14 protein-coding genes are annotated in these 18,076 nt (G+C 73.1%); 7 read left to right on the top strand and 7 right to left on the bottom strand.

The features are described from left to right. Window positions 1-51: 51 nt before the first annotated feature. Window positions 52-2,757: a GNAT family N-acetyltransferase gene (locus tag E4623_RS09700; protein ID WP_245154987.1), complete on the bottom strand. Its 2,706-nt coding sequence runs from the start codon at window positions 2,755-2,757 to the stop codon at window positions 52-54. Between the two features lie 73 nt (window positions 2,758-2,830). Between E4623_RS09700 and E4623_RS09705 the strand changes: the two genes are divergently transcribed. Genes E4623_RS09705 through E4623_RS09720 form a run of 4 tightly spaced genes read left to right on the top strand, consistent with a single transcriptional unit; the run spans window position 2,831 to window position 8,324 of the window. Further along, the gene (locus tag E4623_RS09705) at window positions 2,831-5,335 is read left to right on the top strand and encodes a DNA topoisomerase (ATP-hydrolyzing) (RefSeq protein ID WP_134766286.1); all 2,505 of its coding nucleotides are present in this window, start codon (window positions 2,831-2,833) and stop codon (window positions 5,333-5,335) included. A 5-nt stretch (window positions 5,336-5,340) separates the two neighbouring features. Continuing rightward, entirely contained in the window at window positions 5,341-6,063 is a 723-nt protein-coding gene (locus E4623_RS09710) for an LppX_LprAFG lipoprotein (protein ID WP_167736548.1), read from the top strand. Then, window positions 6,060-7,811, top strand: coding sequence for an MFS transporter (locus E4623_RS09715; protein WP_134766288.1), 1,752 nt, complete (start codon window positions 6,060-6,062; stop codon window positions 7,809-7,811). Before E4623_RS09710 ends, E4623_RS09715 begins: the two co-directional genes overlap by 4 nt. Before the next feature lie 18 nt (window positions 7,812-7,829). After that, the gene (locus E4623_RS09720; RefSeq protein ID WP_134766289.1) at window positions 7,830-8,324 is read left to right on the top strand and encodes a carbonic anhydrase; all 495 of its coding nucleotides are present in this window, start codon (window positions 7,830-7,832) and stop codon (window positions 8,322-8,324) included. A 116-nt stretch (window positions 8,325-8,440) separates the two neighbouring features. On the opposite strand, the gene E4623_RS09725 is transcribed toward E4623_RS09720, so the two are convergent. Next, window positions 8,441-10,429, bottom strand: a complete 1,989-nt coding sequence (locus E4623_RS09725) for a DNA topoisomerase IV subunit B (RefSeq protein ID WP_245155012.1) — start codon at window positions 10,427-10,429, stop codon at window positions 8,441-8,443. A 492-nt stretch (window positions 10,430-10,921) separates the two neighbouring features. On the opposite strand from E4623_RS09725, the gene E4623_RS09730 reads away from it, so the two are divergent. Further along, the gene (locus E4623_RS09730) at window positions 10,922-11,146 is read left to right on the top strand and encodes a hypothetical protein (RefSeq protein ID WP_134766291.1); all 225 of its coding nucleotides are present in this window, start codon (window positions 10,922-10,924) and stop codon (window positions 11,144-11,146) included. A 255-nt stretch (window positions 11,147-11,401) separates the two neighbouring features. On the opposite strand, the gene E4623_RS09735 is transcribed toward E4623_RS09730, so the two are convergent. Beyond that, window positions 11,402-12,928 (bottom strand): RNA polymerase sigma factor, encoded by a 1,527-nt coding sequence (locus E4623_RS09735; RefSeq protein WP_134766470.1) that lies wholly within the window; start codon window positions 12,926-12,928, stop codon window positions 11,402-11,404. A 269-nt stretch (window positions 12,929-13,197) separates the two neighbouring features. Further along, window positions 13,198-13,782, bottom strand: coding sequence for an HhH-GPD-type base excision DNA repair protein (locus E4623_RS09740; protein WP_134766292.1), 585 nt, complete (start codon window positions 13,780-13,782; stop codon window positions 13,198-13,200). A 129-nt stretch (window positions 13,783-13,911) separates the two neighbouring features. Between E4623_RS09740 and E4623_RS09745 the strand changes: the two genes are divergently transcribed. Further along, window positions 13,912-15,090 carry a ScyD/ScyE family protein gene (locus tag E4623_RS09745; RefSeq protein WP_167736549.1) on the top strand — a complete coding sequence of 393 codons (1,179 nt, stop codon included), beginning with the start codon at window positions 13,912-13,914 and terminating at the stop codon, window positions 15,088-15,090. On the opposite strand, the gene E4623_RS09750 is transcribed toward E4623_RS09745, so the two are convergent. The 3 genes from E4623_RS09750 to E4623_RS09760 are packed head-to-tail and all read right to left on the bottom strand — an operon-like array spanning window position 15,030 to window position 17,518. After that, complete coding sequence (locus tag E4623_RS09750) at window positions 15,030-16,295, bottom strand: AGE family epimerase/isomerase (protein ID WP_134766294.1); 1,266 nt, start codon at window positions 16,293-16,295, stop codon at window positions 15,030-15,032. The genes E4623_RS09745 and E4623_RS09750 overlap by 61 nt on opposite strands. Beyond that, window positions 16,292-17,116, bottom strand: a complete 825-nt coding sequence (locus tag E4623_RS09755) for a VOC family protein (RefSeq protein ID WP_134766295.1) — start codon at window positions 17,114-17,116, stop codon at window positions 16,292-16,294. The genes E4623_RS09750 and E4623_RS09755 overlap by 4 nt, the downstream gene beginning before the upstream one ends. Window positions 17,117-17,140: 24 nt before the next feature. Continuing rightward, on the bottom strand, window positions 17,141-17,518 hold the full coding sequence (locus E4623_RS09760; RefSeq protein ID WP_134766296.1) for a universal stress protein: 378 nt from the start codon (window positions 17,516-17,518) through the stop codon (window positions 17,141-17,143). Between the two features lie 86 nt (window positions 17,519-17,604). Here E4623_RS09760 and E4623_RS09765 point away from each other — a divergent pair, with 86 nt between their 5' ends. Then, on the top strand, window positions 17,605-18,075 hold the full coding sequence (locus E4623_RS09765; protein WP_134766297.1) for a hypothetical protein: 471 nt from the start codon (window positions 17,605-17,607) through the stop codon (window positions 18,073-18,075). Window position 18,076: the final 1 nt, after the last annotated feature.

The following is an 18,076-nucleotide window of genomic DNA, read 5'->3' on the forward strand; positions in this document are numbered from 1 at the left end:
GTGTGGCACCTGACGGGCACCTCGCGCCCCCGAGTTCCACCGGCGGCCCGGCTACTCCGGGATGGTGTCGCCCGGGTGGTCGGCCATCCGGCGCACGAACAGGTCGGAGCGCGGCTCGGCGATGTTGGCGACCCGCGCGCCGGCGGTCAGCACCGTGGTGCCGTCGGGGCCGGCGAGCACCAGCGACAGCTCGAGCGAGCTGAGCTGCGGGACGTCGTTCTGCAGCTGCGCGACCCGGCTGATCAGCCGCTCGACGTCGGCGACGTCGACCTGCTCGGCGCCGCGGTAGCCGAAGAGCAGCGGCGAGCTCTTCATCTCGCGCACCATGGCCGCCACGTCGCGGGAGCCGAGCGGCGGGATCCGGTAGGAGCGGTCGGAGAGCAGGTCGATGATCGGGCCGGAGATGCCGAAGGAGACCACGGGACCGAAGAGCGGGTCCTCCAGGCTGCGGATCGAGACGGGCACCCCGGGCGTCGCCTTCTTCTGCACCACGAAGCCCGCGTTGGCGGGGTCGCGGACCAGCTCGGTCAGCGCCTCCCAGGCCTGACGCATCTCCGCCGGCGAGTCGATGTTGCGCCACACGTGCGCGAGGTCGGGCCGCTCGCGCAGCCCCTCCGCGGTCGCCTTGAGGACGACGTCCCAGCCGAGCCGCTTGCCGGCGGCCTGCGCCATCCGCACGTTCGCGACCGGGTACGACGGCCACAGCTCGATCCCGTAGGCCGCGAGCACCCCGGCGAGCTGCTCGGGGGTGAGCTCGCAGCCGCCGGGCTCGGCGGTGAGCGCCTCGTTGACGATCCGCTTGACCGCGAGGGTGTCGACGTCGTCGAGCAGGGCGGCCGGGCCGTCGGGGGTGCGCAACCACACGGCGTACTCGACGACGCTGGCCAGCGCCCGCACCGCCGACTCGACCGCGGGGTAGGACGGCACCGAGCCGCGACCGGCCGCGGAGCCGGCCACGTCGGGCACCCGCAGCAGCTCGGGCACGCCCTCGGCGCCGAGGAACGACGACACGAGCGGCTTGTCGGACTGCTCCCCCACGGCGGCGAGCACGTTGGCGACGTCCTCCCCGGAGACGTTGAGGGGCGGGATGTAGACCGCGATCACCGAGTCGACCTCGGGGTCGTCGATCACGTCGTCGAGGGCGTCCTCGAAGTCCTCGGCGCTCGGCTCGGCGCTCAGCGTGACCGAGCGGGTCACCAGCAGCCCGACCTCGGCGGCGGCGTCGGCGGCCAGCAGGCCCAGCGCGTCGGAGTTGCCGACGATCGCGACCCGGCGCCCGCGCGGGAGCGGCTGGTGGGCGAGCAGCTGGGCGACGTCGAACATCTCCTCCAGCGTGCCGACCTGGATGATGCCGGCCTGGCGGAACATCGCGTCGAGGGCCTCGGCGGGCGCGGCGATCCGGCGCACCGCGTGGCCCATCGGCACGCCCTGCGTGGTGCGGCCCGAGCGCACCGCGATGATCGGCTTGCGCAGCGAGACCCGGCGCGCGATCCGGGAGAACTTGCGGGGGTTCCCGATCGACTCGAGGTAGAGGAGCACGACCTCGGTGGCGTCGTCCTCCTCCCAGTACTGGAGCAGGTCGTTGCCGGAGACGTCGGCGCGGTTGCCCGCGGAGACGAACGTCGTGAGGCCGAGACCACGGTTCTGGACCTTCTCCAGGATCGCCGAGCCGAGGGCGCCGGACTGGCAGAAGAAGCCGGCGCGACCGCGCGGCGGCATCACCGGTGACAGCGAGGCGTTGACCGACACGGCGGGGTCGGTGTTGATGACGCCGAGGCAGTTGGGGCCGATCAGCCGCAGTCCGTAGGAGCGCGACAACCCCACGAGGTGACGCTGGCGCTGGCGGCCCTCCTCGCCGGTCTCGGCGAAGCCCGAGGAGATCACGATCATCCCGTGCACGCCCTTGGCGGCGCAGTCGAGCACGACGTCGGTGACCGACTCGGCCGGCACGGCGACGATCGCCACGTCGACGTCGTCAGGGATGTCGCCGACCGTCTTGAACGCCGGCAGCCCCGACACGGCCGCCGCGCTGGGGTTCACGGCGTAGACCCGGCCGGTGAAGTCGGCGGTGACCAGGTTGCGCACCAGCACCTGGCCGATGGTGTCCTGGCGGCGGCTGGCACCGATGATCGCGATGGAGCGCGGGTTGAAGAACCGCTCGATCGAGGCGGCCTCGGCCCGGTGCTCGCGCCCGCGCATCACGCCGATCGAGGTGTCGGTGGGGTCGATCGAGAACTCGAGGGTGAGGACGCCGTCCTCGTAGCCGCTGACGACGCGGTACCCGGCGTCGCGGAAGGTGTGGATCATCCGGCTGTTGTCGGGCAGCACCTCGGCGGTGAACCGCTCGATCCCGCGCTCGCGCGCGGCCTGCGCCAGGTGCTCGAGGAGCAGCTGGGCGATCCCGCGGCCGTGGTGCTGGTCCTCGACGAGGAACGCGACCTCCGCCTCGCCGGGCTTCACCACGTCGTAGCGGCCGACCGCGATCATCCGCCCCTGCAGCAGCAGCACCAGCGCGACCCGGCTGTCGTGGTCGACCTGGGTGAAGCGCGCGACGTCACGGTCCGACAGGGTCGGCATCGGCGAGAAGAACCGGTAGTACTTCGACCGGTCGCTGACCCGTGAGTAGAACTCGACCAGCAGCTCGGCGTCATCGGGGCGGATCGGCCTGATGTGGGCGGTCCTGCCGTCGCGCAGGAGCACGTCGGCCTGCCAGTGGCGGGGCGCGTCGGGCACTGCGGTGGAGGGGTCCGCGGTCACGTGGACAGGCTACCGGTGCGCCCTCCGGCGTGCCCGTCGCGTTCCGCGGGCCGCGACCCCCGAGAATGGCCCCATGGCACGTCGCACCACGAAGCAGGACCTCCCCGACGACTTCGAGGAGCACATCCTCGACATCGACGTCGGGGAGGAGATGCGCAACTCGTTCCTGGAGTACGCCTACTCGGTCATCTACTCCCGGGCGCTGCCCGACGCGCGAGACGGGCTGAAGCCGGTCCAGCGCCGGATCCTCTACACGATGAACGACATGGGCCTGCGTCCCGACCGCGGGCACGTGAAGAGCGCCCGCGTGGTCGGCGAGGTCATGGGCCGCCTGCACCCGCACGGTGACGGCGCGATCTACGACGCCCTGGTCCGCCAGGCCCAGTCGTGGTCGCTGCGGCTGCCGATGATCGACGGGCACGGCAACTTCGGCTCCCCGGACGACCCGCCGGCGGCGATGCGCTACACCGAGTGCCGGATGGACCACCCCGCCGTCGCGATGACCGCCGACATCGACGAGGACACCGTCGACTTCCGGCCCAACTACGACGGCCGCGAGACCGAGCCGTCGGTGCTGCCCGCCGCGATCCCGAACCTCGTCGTGAACGGCACCACCGGCATCGCGGTCGGCATGGCCACCAACTGCGCCCCCCACAACCTCGTCGAGGTCGTCCAGGCCCTCCGGCACCTGATCAAGCAGCCGCGGGCCACCGTCGACGACCTGATGCGGTTCATCCCCGGCCCCGACCTGCCCACCGGCGGCAAGATCGTCGGGCTCGACGGCGTCCGCGACGCCTACGAGACCGGCCGCGGCACCTTCCGGATGCGCGCCACCGCCCGGATCGAGACCATCGGGCGACGCAAGGGCATCGTGGTGACCGAGCTGCCCTACGGCGTCGGGACCGAGAAGGTCGTCGAGCGGATCAAGACGCTCGTGCAGGGCAAGAAGCTGCAGGGCATCGCCGACATGAAGGACCTCACCGACCGCGACAACGGGCTGCGGCTCGTGATCGAGATCAAGAACGGCTTCGTGCCCGAGGCGATCCTCGAGCAGCTCTACCGCCAGACCTCGATGGAGGACACGTTCGGCATCAACAACGTCGCCCTCGTCGACGGCCAGCCCCGCACGCTCGGGCTCAAGGAGCTGCTCGAGGTCTTCCTGGCGCACCGCTTCGACGTCGTCCGCCGGCGCACGACGTTCCGGCGCACCAAGGCCGCCGCCCGGCTGCACCTCGTCGAGGGGCTGCTCATCGCGATCCTCGACATCGACGAGGTGATCGCGCTGATCCGCTCCAGCGAGAACGCCGACGAGGCACGCACCCGCCTGGTGCAGGTCTTCGACCTCAGCGAGCTGCAGGCCGACTACATCCTCGACATGGCGCTGCGACGGCTGACGAAGTTCTCCAAGCTCGAGCTCGACCGGCAGAAGTCCGAGCTGGAGCGCGAGATCGAGGCGCTCGACGCGATCCTGGGCGACGAGACCCTGCTCCGCACGGTCGTCTCCGACGAGCTCGGCGAGATCGCGAAGACCTTCGGGACGCCGCGGCGCACCGTCCTGCTCGAGTCGGCCGGCACCGCCGTCACCGCGACCGCCACCTCGGTCGAGGTCGCCGACGACCCCTGCTACGCGCTGCTCTCCTCCACCGGGCTGCTGGCCCGCACCAGCGGCGTCGACGAGCTCGGCTCCGGGGAAGGGCGGGCCAACCACGACGTCGTCGTGTCCGCCGTCGCGACCACCGTGCGGGGCGAGGTCGGCGTCCTCACCTCGGCCGGCCGGCTGCTGCGGCTCGGCGTCCTCGAGCTCCCCGCGCTGCCGCCGAGCGCGCACGACCCCAACCTGCAGGGCGGCTACCCGCTCAGCGAGGTGCTGTCGCTGGCCGCCGGTGAACGGGCCCTGGCGCTCTGCTCGCTGGCCACCGACGGGCCCGGGCTCGCGCTCGGCACCCGCGACGGCGTCGTCAAGCGGGTCAACCCGGAGGTGCTCAACCGCGACGAGTGGGAGGTCATCGGGCTCAAGGACGGCGACGAGGTCGTCGGCGCGGTCGAGCTGAGCTCGGGCGAGGAGTCCCTCTGCTTCATCAGCAACGTCGCGCAGCTGCTGCACTTCCCCGCCTCCGCGGTCCGGCCCCAGGGCCGCTCCGGCGGCGGCATGGCCGGCATCAAGCTCGGCGCCGGCGAGCGGGTGTCGTGGTTCGGGGTCGTCGACCCCGCCGCGCCCGAGGGCCCGCACCAGCCGGTCGTGGTGACGGCGTCCGGCGCGTCCACGGCGCTGCCCGGCACCGAGCCGGGCTCGGTCAAGGTGACGCCGTTCTCGGAGTACCCCGCCAAGGGGCGGGCCACCGGCGGCGTCCGCTGCCACCGGTTCCTCAAGGGCGAGGACACCCTGGTCCTCGCCTGGGCCGGCACCGCACCCGCGCGGGCCGCGGCCGCCAGCGGGGCGCCGGTCGACCTGCCGCCGGCCGACGGGCGTCGCGACGGCTCGGGCACCCCCGGCAGCCAGCCGGTCGCCGCCGTGGCCGGCCCCCTGGCCGCCCGGCTCGGTCCGCCGACGTCCGCCGACCTCGCTGTGCAAGGGTGAGCGCCGTGAAGACCTACCGACGACCGGCCACCCGGGCCGCCGCCGTGGCCGTCGCGACGGCCCTGTCCCTGTCCCTGGCCGCCTGCGGGGGCGACGAGACCGAGGCACCGGGAAGCGACCCCGACGCGAACCCGTCCGACGTCCTCGCGGCCGCGAAGACCCGCATCGACGAGACCTCCGGCGTCCGGCTCGAGCTGGCCACCGACGCCACGCCCGAGGGCGACTACCTCGGCTCCGCCGCGGGCGTCATCGTCGCCGACCCGCCGGCGTTCGAGGGCACGGCGGCCGGCCGGTTCGCCGGCCTGTCGGCCAGCGACGTCGGCGTCGTCTCCGTCGGCGGCGTCTTCTACGCCAACATCATCGGCGGCTTCACCGAGTTCGACCTCCCGGAGTGCGTGCCCGACCCGGCCGGCCTGCTCGACCCCGACACCGGCATCTCGAGCATCCTGGCGCTCGCCACCGACGTCCAGCAGGGCGACGCCGAGCGCGGCGGCGACAACAACGACGAGATCTTCACGCCCTACACCGCGACGGTGCCGGGCCCGGCGATCAAGAACATCCTGCCGTGCGCCCCCGGCGAGACCTTCGACGCGACGTTCACCGTCGACGACGCCGGCGAGCTGCGCGGCATCGACCTCACCGGCGACTTCTTCGAGGGCACCGACGAGCTCACCTACACGATCACCGTCGAGGAGTACGACGTGGAGCAGGAGATCGCCGAGCCGTGAGCCGAGCGAGCGACCGACCGGCCGAGGTCGAGCGACGGTCGCGGGCCCTGCTCGTCTTCTGCGCGGTCGCGGTGGCCTTCGCCGCCGTCGACACCTACGTCGTGGTGCTCGCCCTGCCCGACATGATGGCGTCGGTCGCGATCAGCGTCGACCAGCTCCAGCGGGCCGCGCCCATCATCTCGGGCTTCCTGCTCGGCTACGTCGCGATGCTCCCGCTCATCGGGCGGATCGCGGACCTGCGGGGCCCGGTGCCGGTGCTGACCGCCTCGCTGGCGGCGTTCACGGTCGGCTCGGTGATCACCGCCGTCTCCTACGACCTCGCGAGCATGGTGGTCGGCCGGTTCCTCCAGGGCCTCGGCGGCGGTGGCCTCGTCCCGGCCACGATGGCGCTGGTGGCCGCGCTGTACCCGGTCGAACGGCGCGGCCTCCCCCTCGGCCTGGTCTCGGCCGTCCAGGAGCTCGGCAGCGTGCTCGGGCCGCTCTTCGGCGCCGCGGTGCTCTCCTTCACCACCTGGCGCGGCATCTTCGCGATCAACGTCGCCGCCGGCGTCCTGCTGTACGTCGTCGTGCGCACCCTCTGGACCCCTGAGCCCGAGCCGACCGAGGCACCCCCTCCCGTCCGGCGCGGCCTGCCCGACGTGCTCGGCGCGCTCGCCCTGCTGGTCGCCGTGGTGGGTGCCTGGCTGGTGGTCTACCCGCCGCAGTCGCTCATCACCGACCTCACCTACGGCGAGTACTACGTGCCGGTCGTCGACGGCGGTGGCCGCTGGCTGTGCCCGATCGGGCTGGTCGCCATCGGCGCCCTCCTGGTGTTCTGCCTGCGGTGCGTGTTCGCGCGACGCCCGCTCGTCGACGTCCGCTCGTGGGGCCGCAGCATGGTCGAGGCCGACCTGCTCGGCGCGACGTACCTCGCGGTGGCGCTGGGCGGCATCGTGCTCGCCTTCGCCACCGCCGACCCCGAGGTCTCGGTCTTCTCCGCCCAGGGTCCGTGGTTCCTGCTCGGGTCCGCGGTCGCGGTGGTCGCCCTCGTGGTGCACCTGCGCCGCGCCGACGCCCCGCTGGTGCCGCGCGGCGCGCTGGCGGCGGTGCCGGCGTGGGGCGCGCTCCTGGTCAGCCTGTTCGTCGGGTGGGCGCTGATCGCCGCCCTGGTCGACATCCCGCTGCTCGCCCGGACCCAGCGCGGCCGGACCCAGCTCGACGCGGCCCTCTTCCTGCTCCGCTTCCTCGTCGCGCTCCCGGTGGGCGCGGTGCTCGGCGGTTGGCTCGTGCGACGTGCACCGGCCGGCGTCATCACCGCCGCGGGGATGCTGATGGCGGCCGGGGCGTTCCAGGTGATGTCCGGCTGGGACGCCGGCAGCCTCGACCACCCGCTGAGCAACCTCGCGCTGGTGGTCGGCGGCCTCGGCTTCGGCCTGGCGCTGGCCCCGGTCAACGCCGCCATCCTGGCCAGCACCCGCGAGGACTCCCACGGCGTCGCCAGCGCGCTCGTGGTGGCCGCCCGGACGGTCGGGATGCTGATCGGCATCTCGGTGCTCACCACGTGGGGCCTGCGCCGTCTCTCCGAGGCCATCCGGGACGACCCGTCGCTGGCCGAGGACATCCGCGCCGCCGCCGTCTTCCAGGAGCAGGAGGTGTTCCAGGGCGCCGCCGTGTTCGCCTTGCTGGCCGCCGTCCTGGCCCTGGTGCTCTTCCGCGGGGCACCCACCCGGGAGATCGATGCAGCCCGGGCGCTGCGCGCCCCCGGCTGATCCGATACGTTTCAAACCGTGCACGACTTCGACGACCTGCTGGCCGCCAACAAAGCCTTCGCCGCGGAGTTCGACTTCGGCGGCTTCGACGGGATCGCCCATGCAGGGGTGGGCATCGTGACCTGCATGGACTCCCGCATCGAGCCGCTCGGCATGCTCGGGCTCAAGCCCGGCGACGCCAAGATCCTGCGCAACCCGGGTGGCCGCGTCGACCACTCCACGCTGGAGGCGCTGGTCCTGGCCGTCCACCTCCTGCGCGTCGACCGGATCCTGGTCGTGCCCCACACGCGCTGCGCCGTCGCCACCAGCACCCAGGAGGAGGTGCGCGACAAGGTGGCGGCCTCGGCCGGCGAGATCGGGGCCTGGCAGCCGATGCACATCATCCGCGACCAGCTCGACTCGCTCGCCGACGACGTCCAGAAGGTGCGCACCCACCAGCTGGTGCCCGACCACGTCAAGGTCGGCGGGTTCCTCTACGACGTCGACTCCGGGCTGCTCGCGCAGCACTACTGATCGACCACCGTCACGCGTGCGCCCGCTCGGCGCTCCTCAGCTGAACCCGGCAGCCGGGGGGCCGGCTGCAGCCCGGTGCCACACGCGGTCGGTCTGCGCCGCGGCGTCACCGGACGTCAGGCGTCGAGCGCCTCGACGTCGACCTCGTAGGCACCCTGGACGATGAACTCCTTGCGCGGCGCGACGTCGGAGCCCATGAGCAGCTCGAAGACGGAGGCGGCGACGTCGGCGTCGTCGACGGTCAGCTTGCGCAGGGTGCGGTGGCGGGGATCCATCGTGGTCTCGGCCAGCTGGTCGGCGTCCATCTCGCCGAGACCCTTGTAGCGCTGCACGGGGTCCTTCCAGCGGATGTTCTTCTTCTTCAGCTCGGCGAGCTTGCGCTGCAGCTCGTCGTCGGAATAGGTGTAGACGTACTTCTCCTGACCCTTGCGGGGGGCGGAGACCTCGATGCGGTGCAGCGGCGGGACGGCGGTGTAGACACGGCCGGCGGTGATCAGGTCGGGCATGTACTTGAAGAACAGGGTGGCGAGCAGGCAGCGGATGTGGGCGCCGTCGGAGTCGGCGTCGGCCATGAAGATGATCCGGCCGTAGCGCCGTGCCTCGAGCTCGAAGGTGCGGCCCGAGCCGGCGCCGACCACCTGGATGATCGAGGCGCACTCGGCGTTCTTGAGCATGTCGCCGACCGAGGCCTTCTGGACGTTGAGGATCTTGCCGCGGATGGGCAGCAGCGCCTGGAACTCCGAGTTGCGGGCCAGCTTGGCGGTGCCGAGCGCGGAGTCGCCCTCGACGATGAACAGCTCGGTGCGGTCGTTGTCGCCCGAGCGGCAGTCGGCCAGCTTCGACGGCAGCGTGGAGGACTCCAGCGCGTTCTTGCGGCGCTGGGTCTCCTTGTGCTGCCGGGCCGCGATCCGGGTCTTCGCGGCGCCGTAGACCTTCTCCATCAGGGGGCGCGACTGACGCTTGTCGGCGGCCCTGGTGGAGGTGAGGAACGCCGCCAGCTCGCGGGCGACGATCTTGCGGACCTCCGAGCGCACGGCCGGCGTCCCGAGGATCTCCTTGGTCTGGCCCTCGAACTGCGGCTCGGCCTGCCGGACCGTGACGACGCCGGTCATCCCCTCGAGGATGTCGCTCTTCTCGACCGGGAGGTCGTTGACCTTCAGCACCTTCGCGGCTCGCATGGCGTCGTTGAACGGCGTGGTCAGGGCCGCCTCGAAGCCCGCGACGTGGGTGCCGCCCTTGGGCGTGGCGATCACGTTGACGAACGAGCGCAGCTCGGTGTCGTAGCCGGTCCCCCACCGGATCGCGATGTCGACGCCCAGCTCGCGCTCGACGTCCTGCGGGGTCATGTGGCCGTGGGCGTCGAGCATCGGCACGGTCTCGGTGAACGAGCCCGACCCCTGGATCCGCAGCACCTCGGTGACCGGCTCGTCCTTGCTGAGGAACTCGGTGAACTCGGCGATCCCGCCGTCGTGGCGGAACTTCTCCTCGGTGGGGGTCTCGCCGCGCAGGTCGCGGATCACCAGCTCGAGGCCCGGCACGATGAACGACGTCTGGCGGGCCCGGCCGACGAGGCCCTCGAGCTCGAAGGTGGCGTCCTTGGTGAAGATCCGGCGGTCGGGCCAGAACCGGATGCGGGTGCCCGAGGCGCCCTTGGCGACCCGCCCGCCCTTGCGGGTCAGCCCGCTGCGCTCCTCGAACGCCGCCTCCGGGCCCTCGCCGGCGAAGACGCCGGCCGCGCCGTGGCGGAAGCTGATGCCCTGGCTGCTGGGCGAGCGGTCGACGTCGATGTCCATCCGCGCCGAGAGCGCGTTCACGACCGAGAGGCCGACGCCGTGCAGGCCGCCGGTGGCGACGTACGAGCCGCCGCCGAACTTGCCGCCGGCGTGCAGCTTCGTCGCGACCACCTCGACGCCGGGGAGCCCGGTCTTGGGCTCCTTGTCGGTCGGGATGCCGCGGCCGTCGTCGTGCACCTCGGCCGAGCCGTCGGGGTGCAGCGTCACCTCGACGCGACGCGCGGCGCCGGCGAGCGCCTCGTCGACGCCGTTGTCGATGATCTCCCACAGGCAGTGCATCAGGCCGCGGGTGTCGGTCGACCCGATGTACATGCCCGGGCGCTTGCGCACCGCCTCGAGCCCCTCCAGGACGAGGAGGTGCGCGGCGTTGTAGGTGTTGTCGGCGATCGTGGGACTCCTGGGGCGAGCTGCGGGAACCTGCTGGAGCCTCGCCCCCATCCGGGGCGGGCACGGTGTCGAATCTACTAGCGACACGCCGGACGACCGTGCAGGCACGCCCCCGGCACCGCATAGTCTGACGCCGCGTCACGATGTGGACACGATCGGACAGCACTCGTCGCGTTCCGCATCCGCAGGGCCCGCTCCGCCGTCACACTCGTGACAGCACCACCTCCGCAAGACCGACAACTCAACAGCCTCCCAACGACCTTCACCCCGACGGACGACGTGGTCCGGGGCGTGGGACCGGTCCGACGGGGGAAGGACACCCGTGATGGGATCGTGTGTCACTCCGGATGCCGGGAATCTTGGGTCCGGTCGTAACGTTGGAGTTGGCGACAGACCGAGTAGAGATGAGGCCAGGAAATGACGACTGCAACCGCCCCCAGCGCTGCACTGACTGCTGAGGACCGCTGCGACCGCTGCGGTGCCCAGGCCTACCTCCGCGTCGAGCTCCAGAGCGGCGGTGAGCTGCTCTTCTGCGCCCACCACGCCCGCGAGCACGGAGACAAGCTCAAGGAGGTGGCCGCCACCGTCCAGGACGAGACCCACAAGCTCGCCCCGACGCCGGCCACCCCGCCCACCGAGTAGTCGCGCCCGACACGACGGCCCCGGACCTCCTGGTCCGGGGCCGTCGTCGTCCTCCGACGACCTTCCAGGCAAATTCTTGCCGGATCTCGTGCGCACGGCCCGAGTCCGTGCCATCCTGGACGAACGCCAGGTCGCGCCGATGGACTGCCCCCCAGCTGTCGGACCGGCCTGGCGTTCTTCTCTCCCCCAGGCTGTGCGCCCGGGACGCAGGAACGCCGCCCACCTCACGGTGAGCGGCGTCCGGTGGACGTGCTGTCAGTCCAGGTAGTCGCGCAGCACCTGGGACCGGCTCGGGTGGCGCAGCTTCGACATGGTCTTCGACTCGATCTGGCGGATCCGCTCCCGGGTCACGCCGTAGACCTTGCCGATCTCGTCGAGGGTCTTGGGCTGGCCGTCGGTGAGGCCGAACCGCATGCTGACGACGCCCGCCTCGCGCTCGGAGAGCGTGTCGAGGACGGCGTGCAGCTGCTCCTGCAGGAGCGTGAACGACACGGCGTCGGCCGGGACGATCGCCTCGGAGTCCTCGATGAGGTCACCGAACTCGCTGTCGCCGTCCTCGCCGAGGGGCGTGTGCAGCGAGATGGGCTCGCGCCCGTACTTCTGGACCTCGATGACCTTCTCGGGGGTCATGTCGAGCTCCTTGGCGAGTTCCTCGGGCGTGGGCTCGCGGCCGAGGTCCTGCAGCATCTGGCGCTGGACGCGGGCGAGCTTGTTGATCACCTCGACCATGTGCACGGGGATGCGGATCGTGCGGGCCTGGTCGGCCATCGCGCGGGTGATGGCCTGACGGATCCACCAGGTCGCGTAGGTCGAGAACTTGTAGCCCTTGGTGTAGTCGAACTTCTCGACCGCGCGGATCAGACCGAGGTTGCCCTCCTGGATCAGGTCGAGGAAGAGCATGCCGCGGCCGGTGTAGCGCTTGGCGAGCGAGACGACGAGGCGGAGGTTGGCCTCGAGGAGGTGGTTCTTGGCGCGGCGGCCGTCCTCGGAGATCCACTCGAGCTCCTCGTGGACCTTCGGCGTCAGCTTGCCGCCCTTGGCGAGCTTCTCCTCGGAGAACAGGCCGGCCTCGATCCGCTTGGCGAGCTCGACCTCCATCTCGGCGTTGAGGAGCGGCACCTTGCCGATCTGCTTGAGGTAGTCCTTGACCGGGTCGGCCGTCGCGCCGGCGACCATGACCTGCTGGGCGGGCTCGTCGGTGTCGTCGGCGGCGGAGATGACGAACGACGAGGTGGCGGTCGCCTCCTGCTCGTCGGCCTTGATCGTCGGGTCGGCCTCGACGTCCTTCTCGAACTGCTCGTCGGGGACGTCGGGGAGGATCTTCTTGCCGTCGGCACCGATCGTGCCGACGGCGCCGGCCGCTGCTGCGGCCTTCTTCGCCGCGGCGGTGGTCTTCTTGGCGGCCGGCGCGGCGGCGGCCTTCTTGGCCGGAGCCTTCTTCGCCGGAGCCGCGGCCTTCTTCGCCGGGGCGGGCGTCTCGGCGGTCTCGGTCTTCTCGGCGGGGGCCGCCTTCTTCGCGGCGGCCGTGGCCGTCTTGCGCGTCGTGCCGGCGGCCGCGGCGACGCGGGCCTCGGCCGGCAGGGCCACGCTCAGCCCGAGCGAGCTCAGGTGCGCCAGGAGCGACTTGAGGTGGCGGGGCTCGACGCCGGCCCGGTCACTGGCGAGGCGCACCTCGTCGGGGCTGAACGCCCCGGTCGGGGTGGCGCGCTCGATGAGGGCGAGGACGGCGGGGTGCTCGAGCACCTCCGAAGGAATCTTGCGTGCGTTCGAGGACACGAACACCTCTCGTGGAACATGCGCTGGCGGCTGGGCGGTGGTGATGACGGTAGCCATCACCGGGGACTCAAGGCGCGACAAGGACCGCTGTCGTCAAGAGCCGCTCCGGTCATTCTGCCACGCGCCGGGTGAGGACCCGACCCAGGCCCGCCCAGATCGCCCTCGGGGCCGGTCGCGGGCCGGTCGCGGGGCCGGTCGACGCGGCTCGCCCGGGGCGCGTCCCCGGGCCTCCCCCGCGCCTCACCCTGCCCCCGCGCGGCGGACGTGCCCTGCGCTCAGGCCGGTCCCGCCTGGGCCGGTCCCGCCTTGGCCGCCGCCTTCTTCTCCTTCTTGAAGTCGCGCACCTTCTGCAGGGAGCCGGGGTCGACGACGTCGGCGACGGAGCGGTGGCCCTCGAGCGCGTAGTCGCCGGCGACGGCCTCCCAGCCCGGGGGGCGGACGTCGAGCTGCTTGGCGAGCAGGGCCACGAAGATCTTCGCCTTCTGCGCGCCGAAGCCCGGCAGCGCCTGGATCCGGCGGCCGAGGTCCTTGCCGTCGGCCGCCTCGGTCCACAGCCGCTCGGTGTGGCCGTCGTACTGGTCGACGACGATCCGGGCCAGCTCCTGGAGCCGGGCCGCCATCGAGCCCGGGAACCGGTGGATCGCCGGCGTGACCGCGCACAGCGCGGCGAACTCCTCGGGGTCGGCGGCCGCGATCCGGTGCGGGTCGAACGAGCCGAACCGGTCGGCGACCTTGGCCGGGCCGCGGAACGCGTGCTCCATGGGGTACTGCTGGTCGAGCATCATCCCCACGAGCAGGGCGAACGGGCTCGAGGTGAGGATCTGGTCGGCCGTGTCGTCACCGGTGATGTGGATCGCCATGGGCGTCATCCTCCCCCATCGCGCAGGCCACCACAGGGCAGCGGTCCCCCAACTCTGGCGATGACGGTGCCCGCCCGGTGTGAGGTAGTGGAGGTGGCCATGGGGACGTCATGTCAACGGAGACCCACCATGCACCGACGCCCGTCACTGCCCGCAGTCCTCGTCACCGCCGTCCTCGGCGCCGCCACGCTCGCCGCCGTGCCAGCCGGAACCGCCGCCGGCGGCGGTCACGGCCATCCACACCACGGGTCCCCGACCCTGCGGTCCGTCGTCGAGGGCCTCGACGGCCCACGCGGCGTCGACGCCCTCGGGCGCGGCCGCACCCTCGTCACCGAGTCGGACGGCACGTTCTCGCTCGTCGTGGAGGGCCGACGCGGCACGGCCCGCACCGTCGAGCTGTCCAGCGTGCCGTCGACCGGCTTCGCGCCGGCCATCTCGGCCGGACGCCGCGCCGTCTACGTCCTCACCGGCGCCGCCGGCGAACCCGGAGCGCCGCCCGTCCCGGGCGCCGCGTCGCTCTTCCGGTGGCAGTGGGGTGACGACGAGCCGGAGCTGGTCGCCGACATCGCCGCCTACCAGGTGACCGACCCGGACCCCGACGACCAGGAGTCGCTGCCCGCGGACTCGAACCCCTTCGACGTCCTCGCCCTGCGGGACGGCACCGTCCTGGTCGCCGACGCCGCCGGCAACGACGTCCTGCGCGTGCACCGGGACGGCACGATCGAGACGGTCGCCCGGCTGCGTCCGCGCACCGTCGAGACCCCCGCGGGCCTGCCGCCGGGCACACCCCCGGCCGGCACACCGGTCGTCTCGGAGGCGGTGGCCACCTCGCTCGCGGTCGACCGCCGCGGCGACATCTACGTCGGCGAGCTCCGTGGCTTCCCCGCGACGCCCGGCACCTCGCAGGTCTGGAGGATCGAGGCCGGCAGCACCGACGCGGTGTGCGACCCCGAGGACCCGTACGGCGACGACTGCCGGCGCCACGCCGACGGGCTGACCTCCGTCGTCGACCTCGCGGCCGGCCCCTCCGGCGACGTGTACGCCGTCAGCCTCTCCAAGCTGTCGTGGCTCGCGGTGGAGCTCGCCGTGCCCTGGGCCGAGGTCGGTGCGCTCTACCGGCTGTCCGGCCGGCACGGGCACCACGGCCACCGCGGTGGGCACGGGCACGGTGGCTGGACCCGGGTCTCCGAGCTGTTCGAGGACCAGCTCCTCCTGCCCGGCGGCGTGGACGTCGACCACGACGCGGCCTACCTCACCGGCCCCGTCTTCGGCCCGGGGGGCCTGTCGACGGGCCGGCTGCGCGGCTGAGGGCCGGTGCGCAACGCCGCCGCCAGCGCGGGCGCGAGCGGCAGCCGGGGCAGGAGCGTGGCCTGCACCGCGTGGTACAGGTCGGGCTTGCCGGTCCAGGTGAGCGTGCTCGCACCCCCGGACGGCGAGCGCTCGTGCACCCACGAGCCCCGGTCGCGGTCGACGAACCAGGCCTCGACGTGCGCCCACCAGGCGTCGTACCGCTCCCGGTGCCGGGCGTCGCCGGTCACCCGGTGCAGCGCCGAGGCGGCCGCGACCGCCTCGGCGGCGACCCAGTGCATCCGCTCGCGCACCACCGGCGTGCCGTCCCAGTCGACGGTGTAGACGAAGCCGTCGGCACCGTCGACCGCCCACCCGAGACGGGTCGCGGTGTCGACCAGCCCGACGGCGTGGTCGACCATCCAGGCCGCCGCGTCGGGACCGGCGCCGGCGTGCACCTGGAGCGCGAGCCGGGCCCACTCGAGGGAGTGGCCGAGGGTGGCGCCGTAGGGACGGAACGGGTGGGCGGGCTGGTCGCGGTGGTGGTCGAGCACCGGCTCCCACCCCGGCGTGAAGTGCTCGGGAAGCAGCCACCCGTGGGCCGGTGCGAGGTCGCGGACGACGGCGGTGGTGATCCGGGTGGCGAGGTCGCGCAGGGCGGCGTCGTCGCGGACGTCGGCGGCGGCGAGCAGCGCCTCGACGCCGTGCATGGTCGCGTTCAGGCCGCGGTAGTCGTCGAGGCGCTCGAACCCCTCGTCCCACTGCTCGGCCACCATCGCGTGCTCGTGGTCGACGAACCGGTCGAGGACCTGGAGCGCCTCGTCGAGCACCTCGCCGGCGCCGGGCCGCCCGGCCGCCTCGGCCGAGGACGCGGCCAGCACGACGAACGCGTGCTCGTAGGCGGTCTTGTCGCGCGTCGTCGGCGCACCGTCGGCGTCGAGGCCGGCCCACCAGCCGCCGTGCGCGTCGTCGTGGAAGACGCCGGCCAGCGCCTCGACGCCGTGGTCGGCCAGCGCGGCCGCGCCGGGGACGCCGAGCAGGGTCGCTAGCCCGTACACGTGGGTCATCCGGGCGGTGATCCACAGCGCGCGGGGCCGGGCGGGGTCGAGGACGCCGTCGTCGTCGAGCCAGCCGAAGCCGCCGTCACGGTGCCGTGCGCCGGCGCCGAACCCGAGCAACCGCGCGGTCTCGGCAGCCAACCAGGGGTCGGAGCCCGGGACGCTCACCGGTCGGCGGGGGCGAGCTGACCCAGGGTGAGGACCGCGCCCGCCGGGTCGCGCACCACCACGGCGCGGACCCACTCGTCCTCGTAGGTGGACAGGACCGTCCCGCCGAGCCGCTCGACGGTGGCCGCCGACGCGTCGCGGTCGGCGACGGTGAAGGTCACCCGCCAGTGCGGGACGTCGTCGTCAGACAGGTCGACGATCGCGCCGATGACGTCCTCGAACCCGTCGGGTGCCGAGGCCCGACGGGTGCGGATGTCGGGGTCGACCGTCGCGTCGAGGTGGTCACCGTGCCCCGGCACCTGGATCGAGGTCGACCGGCCCTGGTCGACGATGCGCCACCCGAAGGCGGCTGTGTAGAACGCGGTCGCCGCCGCCACGTCGGCCGACGCCAGGTCGCTGGAGCTCCAGGCGCCGGGCGCGTTCACGAGCTGCGCGCCGAGCCGGGCGCGGGCCTGCCACAAGCGCAGCTCGGCACCCTCGGGGTCGCGGACCGTCGACGTCCGGCCGCCCGGGCCGGCGTCCGCGGGCGGCTCGACCACCACGGCCCCGAGGCCCGCGAGCCGCTCGGTGGCGGCGTCGCAGTCGTCGACCGCGACGTAGGTGGACCAGGTCGGCGCAGCATCACCGTCGTCCGGGCCGGCGATCGCTGCGACGTCCTGCCCGTCGAGCGTGGCGATCACGTAGCGGCCCGGTGCGTCGGGGGGCATGGCGTCCGTGAACGACCAGCCGAACAGGCCGCCGTAGAACTCCAGGGCGGCGTCGACGTCGGCCTGCCGGGTGTCGACCCAGCAGGTGACGCCCTCGGGGTAGGTCCGGACCATCGGCCGACGGCCTCGACGACCCGGTCAGGCCTTGACGGCGAGCACGGGGCAGTGCGCGTCGAGCAGCACCCGCTGGGCGTTGGAACCCAGGATCAGCTTGCCGACCGGGGTGCGGCGGCGCAGCCCGATGACGATCAGGTCGGCCTGGCTGGACGCCGCCACGCTCACGAGGTCCTCGGAGGCCTCCAGCCCGCGGACGAGCTGGCGGAGGTCGTAGCCGACGCCGGAGGCGTCGAGCTTGGCGCGCGCGTCGGCGAGGTCCGGCTCCCCCTCGTCGCCGTGGGCCCGGTAGGAGTGGACGACCACGAGGTCGGAACCCCGCAGGCGTGCCTCCTCGATGGCCTTGTCGAGGGCGGCTTCACCCTCGGGCTTGGGCACGTATCCCACGACCACGGTCGACATGTCGGGCAGGCTATACCGCCCACGGCCCTCAGGGCACCCTGTGGAGGGTCGCGGTGGACGTGTCGTCACCGTGGAACGCTGGCTCGATGCTGCCGCCGTCCGCCAGCGCGATCCTCGAACCGGTCCCCCGCGACCTGCGCGAGCAGCTGCGGCGCGCCGTCGTCCGCCAGGTCGTCGACGAGCCCCGGCGGGCCTACCCGCCCAGCGTGCACGTCGGCGTGCCGGGCGCGGTGTCCACCGCGATCGAGCTCGGCCGCCGGGTGGGCCGGCTCGACCACGCGCTGCGTACCGACATGGTCGAGGCGATGCTGCGCGCCGTCGACCGTCCCGGCACCGCGCCGGTGGTGTGGCTGGCCCGCTGCGGGCCGGCGCAGGCCCTCGACGTCGACCTCGCCTGGCTGGCCGCGGCCCGGTGCGCGGCGGGCGAGCTCGCCCGGCCGCTGCCGATGGTCGTCGTCACCCGCCGCAGCTGGCGCGACCCCTCCACCGGCGTCGGTCGCAGCTGGTCCCGGCTGCGGACCCCCGACGGCCCCGGCGCCGACCCGGACGGCGCGTGAC

Origin of the sequence: Nocardioides sp. 1609, assembly GCF_004522105.1 — a bacterium.
Lineage (GTDB): Bacteria > Actinomycetota > Actinomycetes > Propionibacteriales > Nocardioidaceae > Nocardioides.

Coding starts and splice junctions, on each gene's coding strand:
- E4623_RS09705 (WP_134766286.1), top strand. CDS start 2,831: ATGGCACGTCGCACCACGAAGCAGGACCTCCCCGACGACTTCGAGGAG.
- E4623_RS09730 (WP_134766291.1), top strand. CDS start 10,922: ATGACGACTGCAACCGCCCCCAGCGCTGCACTGACTGCTGAGGACCGC.
- E4623_RS09755 (WP_134766295.1), bottom strand. CDS start 17,116: ATGGTCCGGACCTACCCCGAGGGCGTCACCTGCTGGGTCGACACCCGG.
- E4623_RS09740 (WP_134766292.1), bottom strand. CDS start 13,782: ATGGCGATCCACATCACCGGTGACGACACGGCCGACCAGATCCTCACC.
- E4623_RS09765 (WP_134766297.1), top strand. CDS start 17,605: ATGCTGCCGCCGTCCGCCAGCGCGATCCTCGAACCGGTCCCCCGCGAC.
- E4623_RS09760 (WP_134766296.1), bottom strand. CDS start 17,518: ATGTCGACCGTGGTCGTGGGATACGTGCCCAAGCCCGAGGGTGAAGCC.
- E4623_RS09725 (WP_245155012.1), bottom strand. CDS start 10,429: ATGTACATCGGGTCGACCGACACCCGCGGCCTGATGCACTGCCTGTGG.
- E4623_RS09745 (WP_167736549.1), top strand. CDS start 13,912: ATGCACCGACGCCCGTCACTGCCCGCAGTCCTCGTCACCGCCGTCCTC.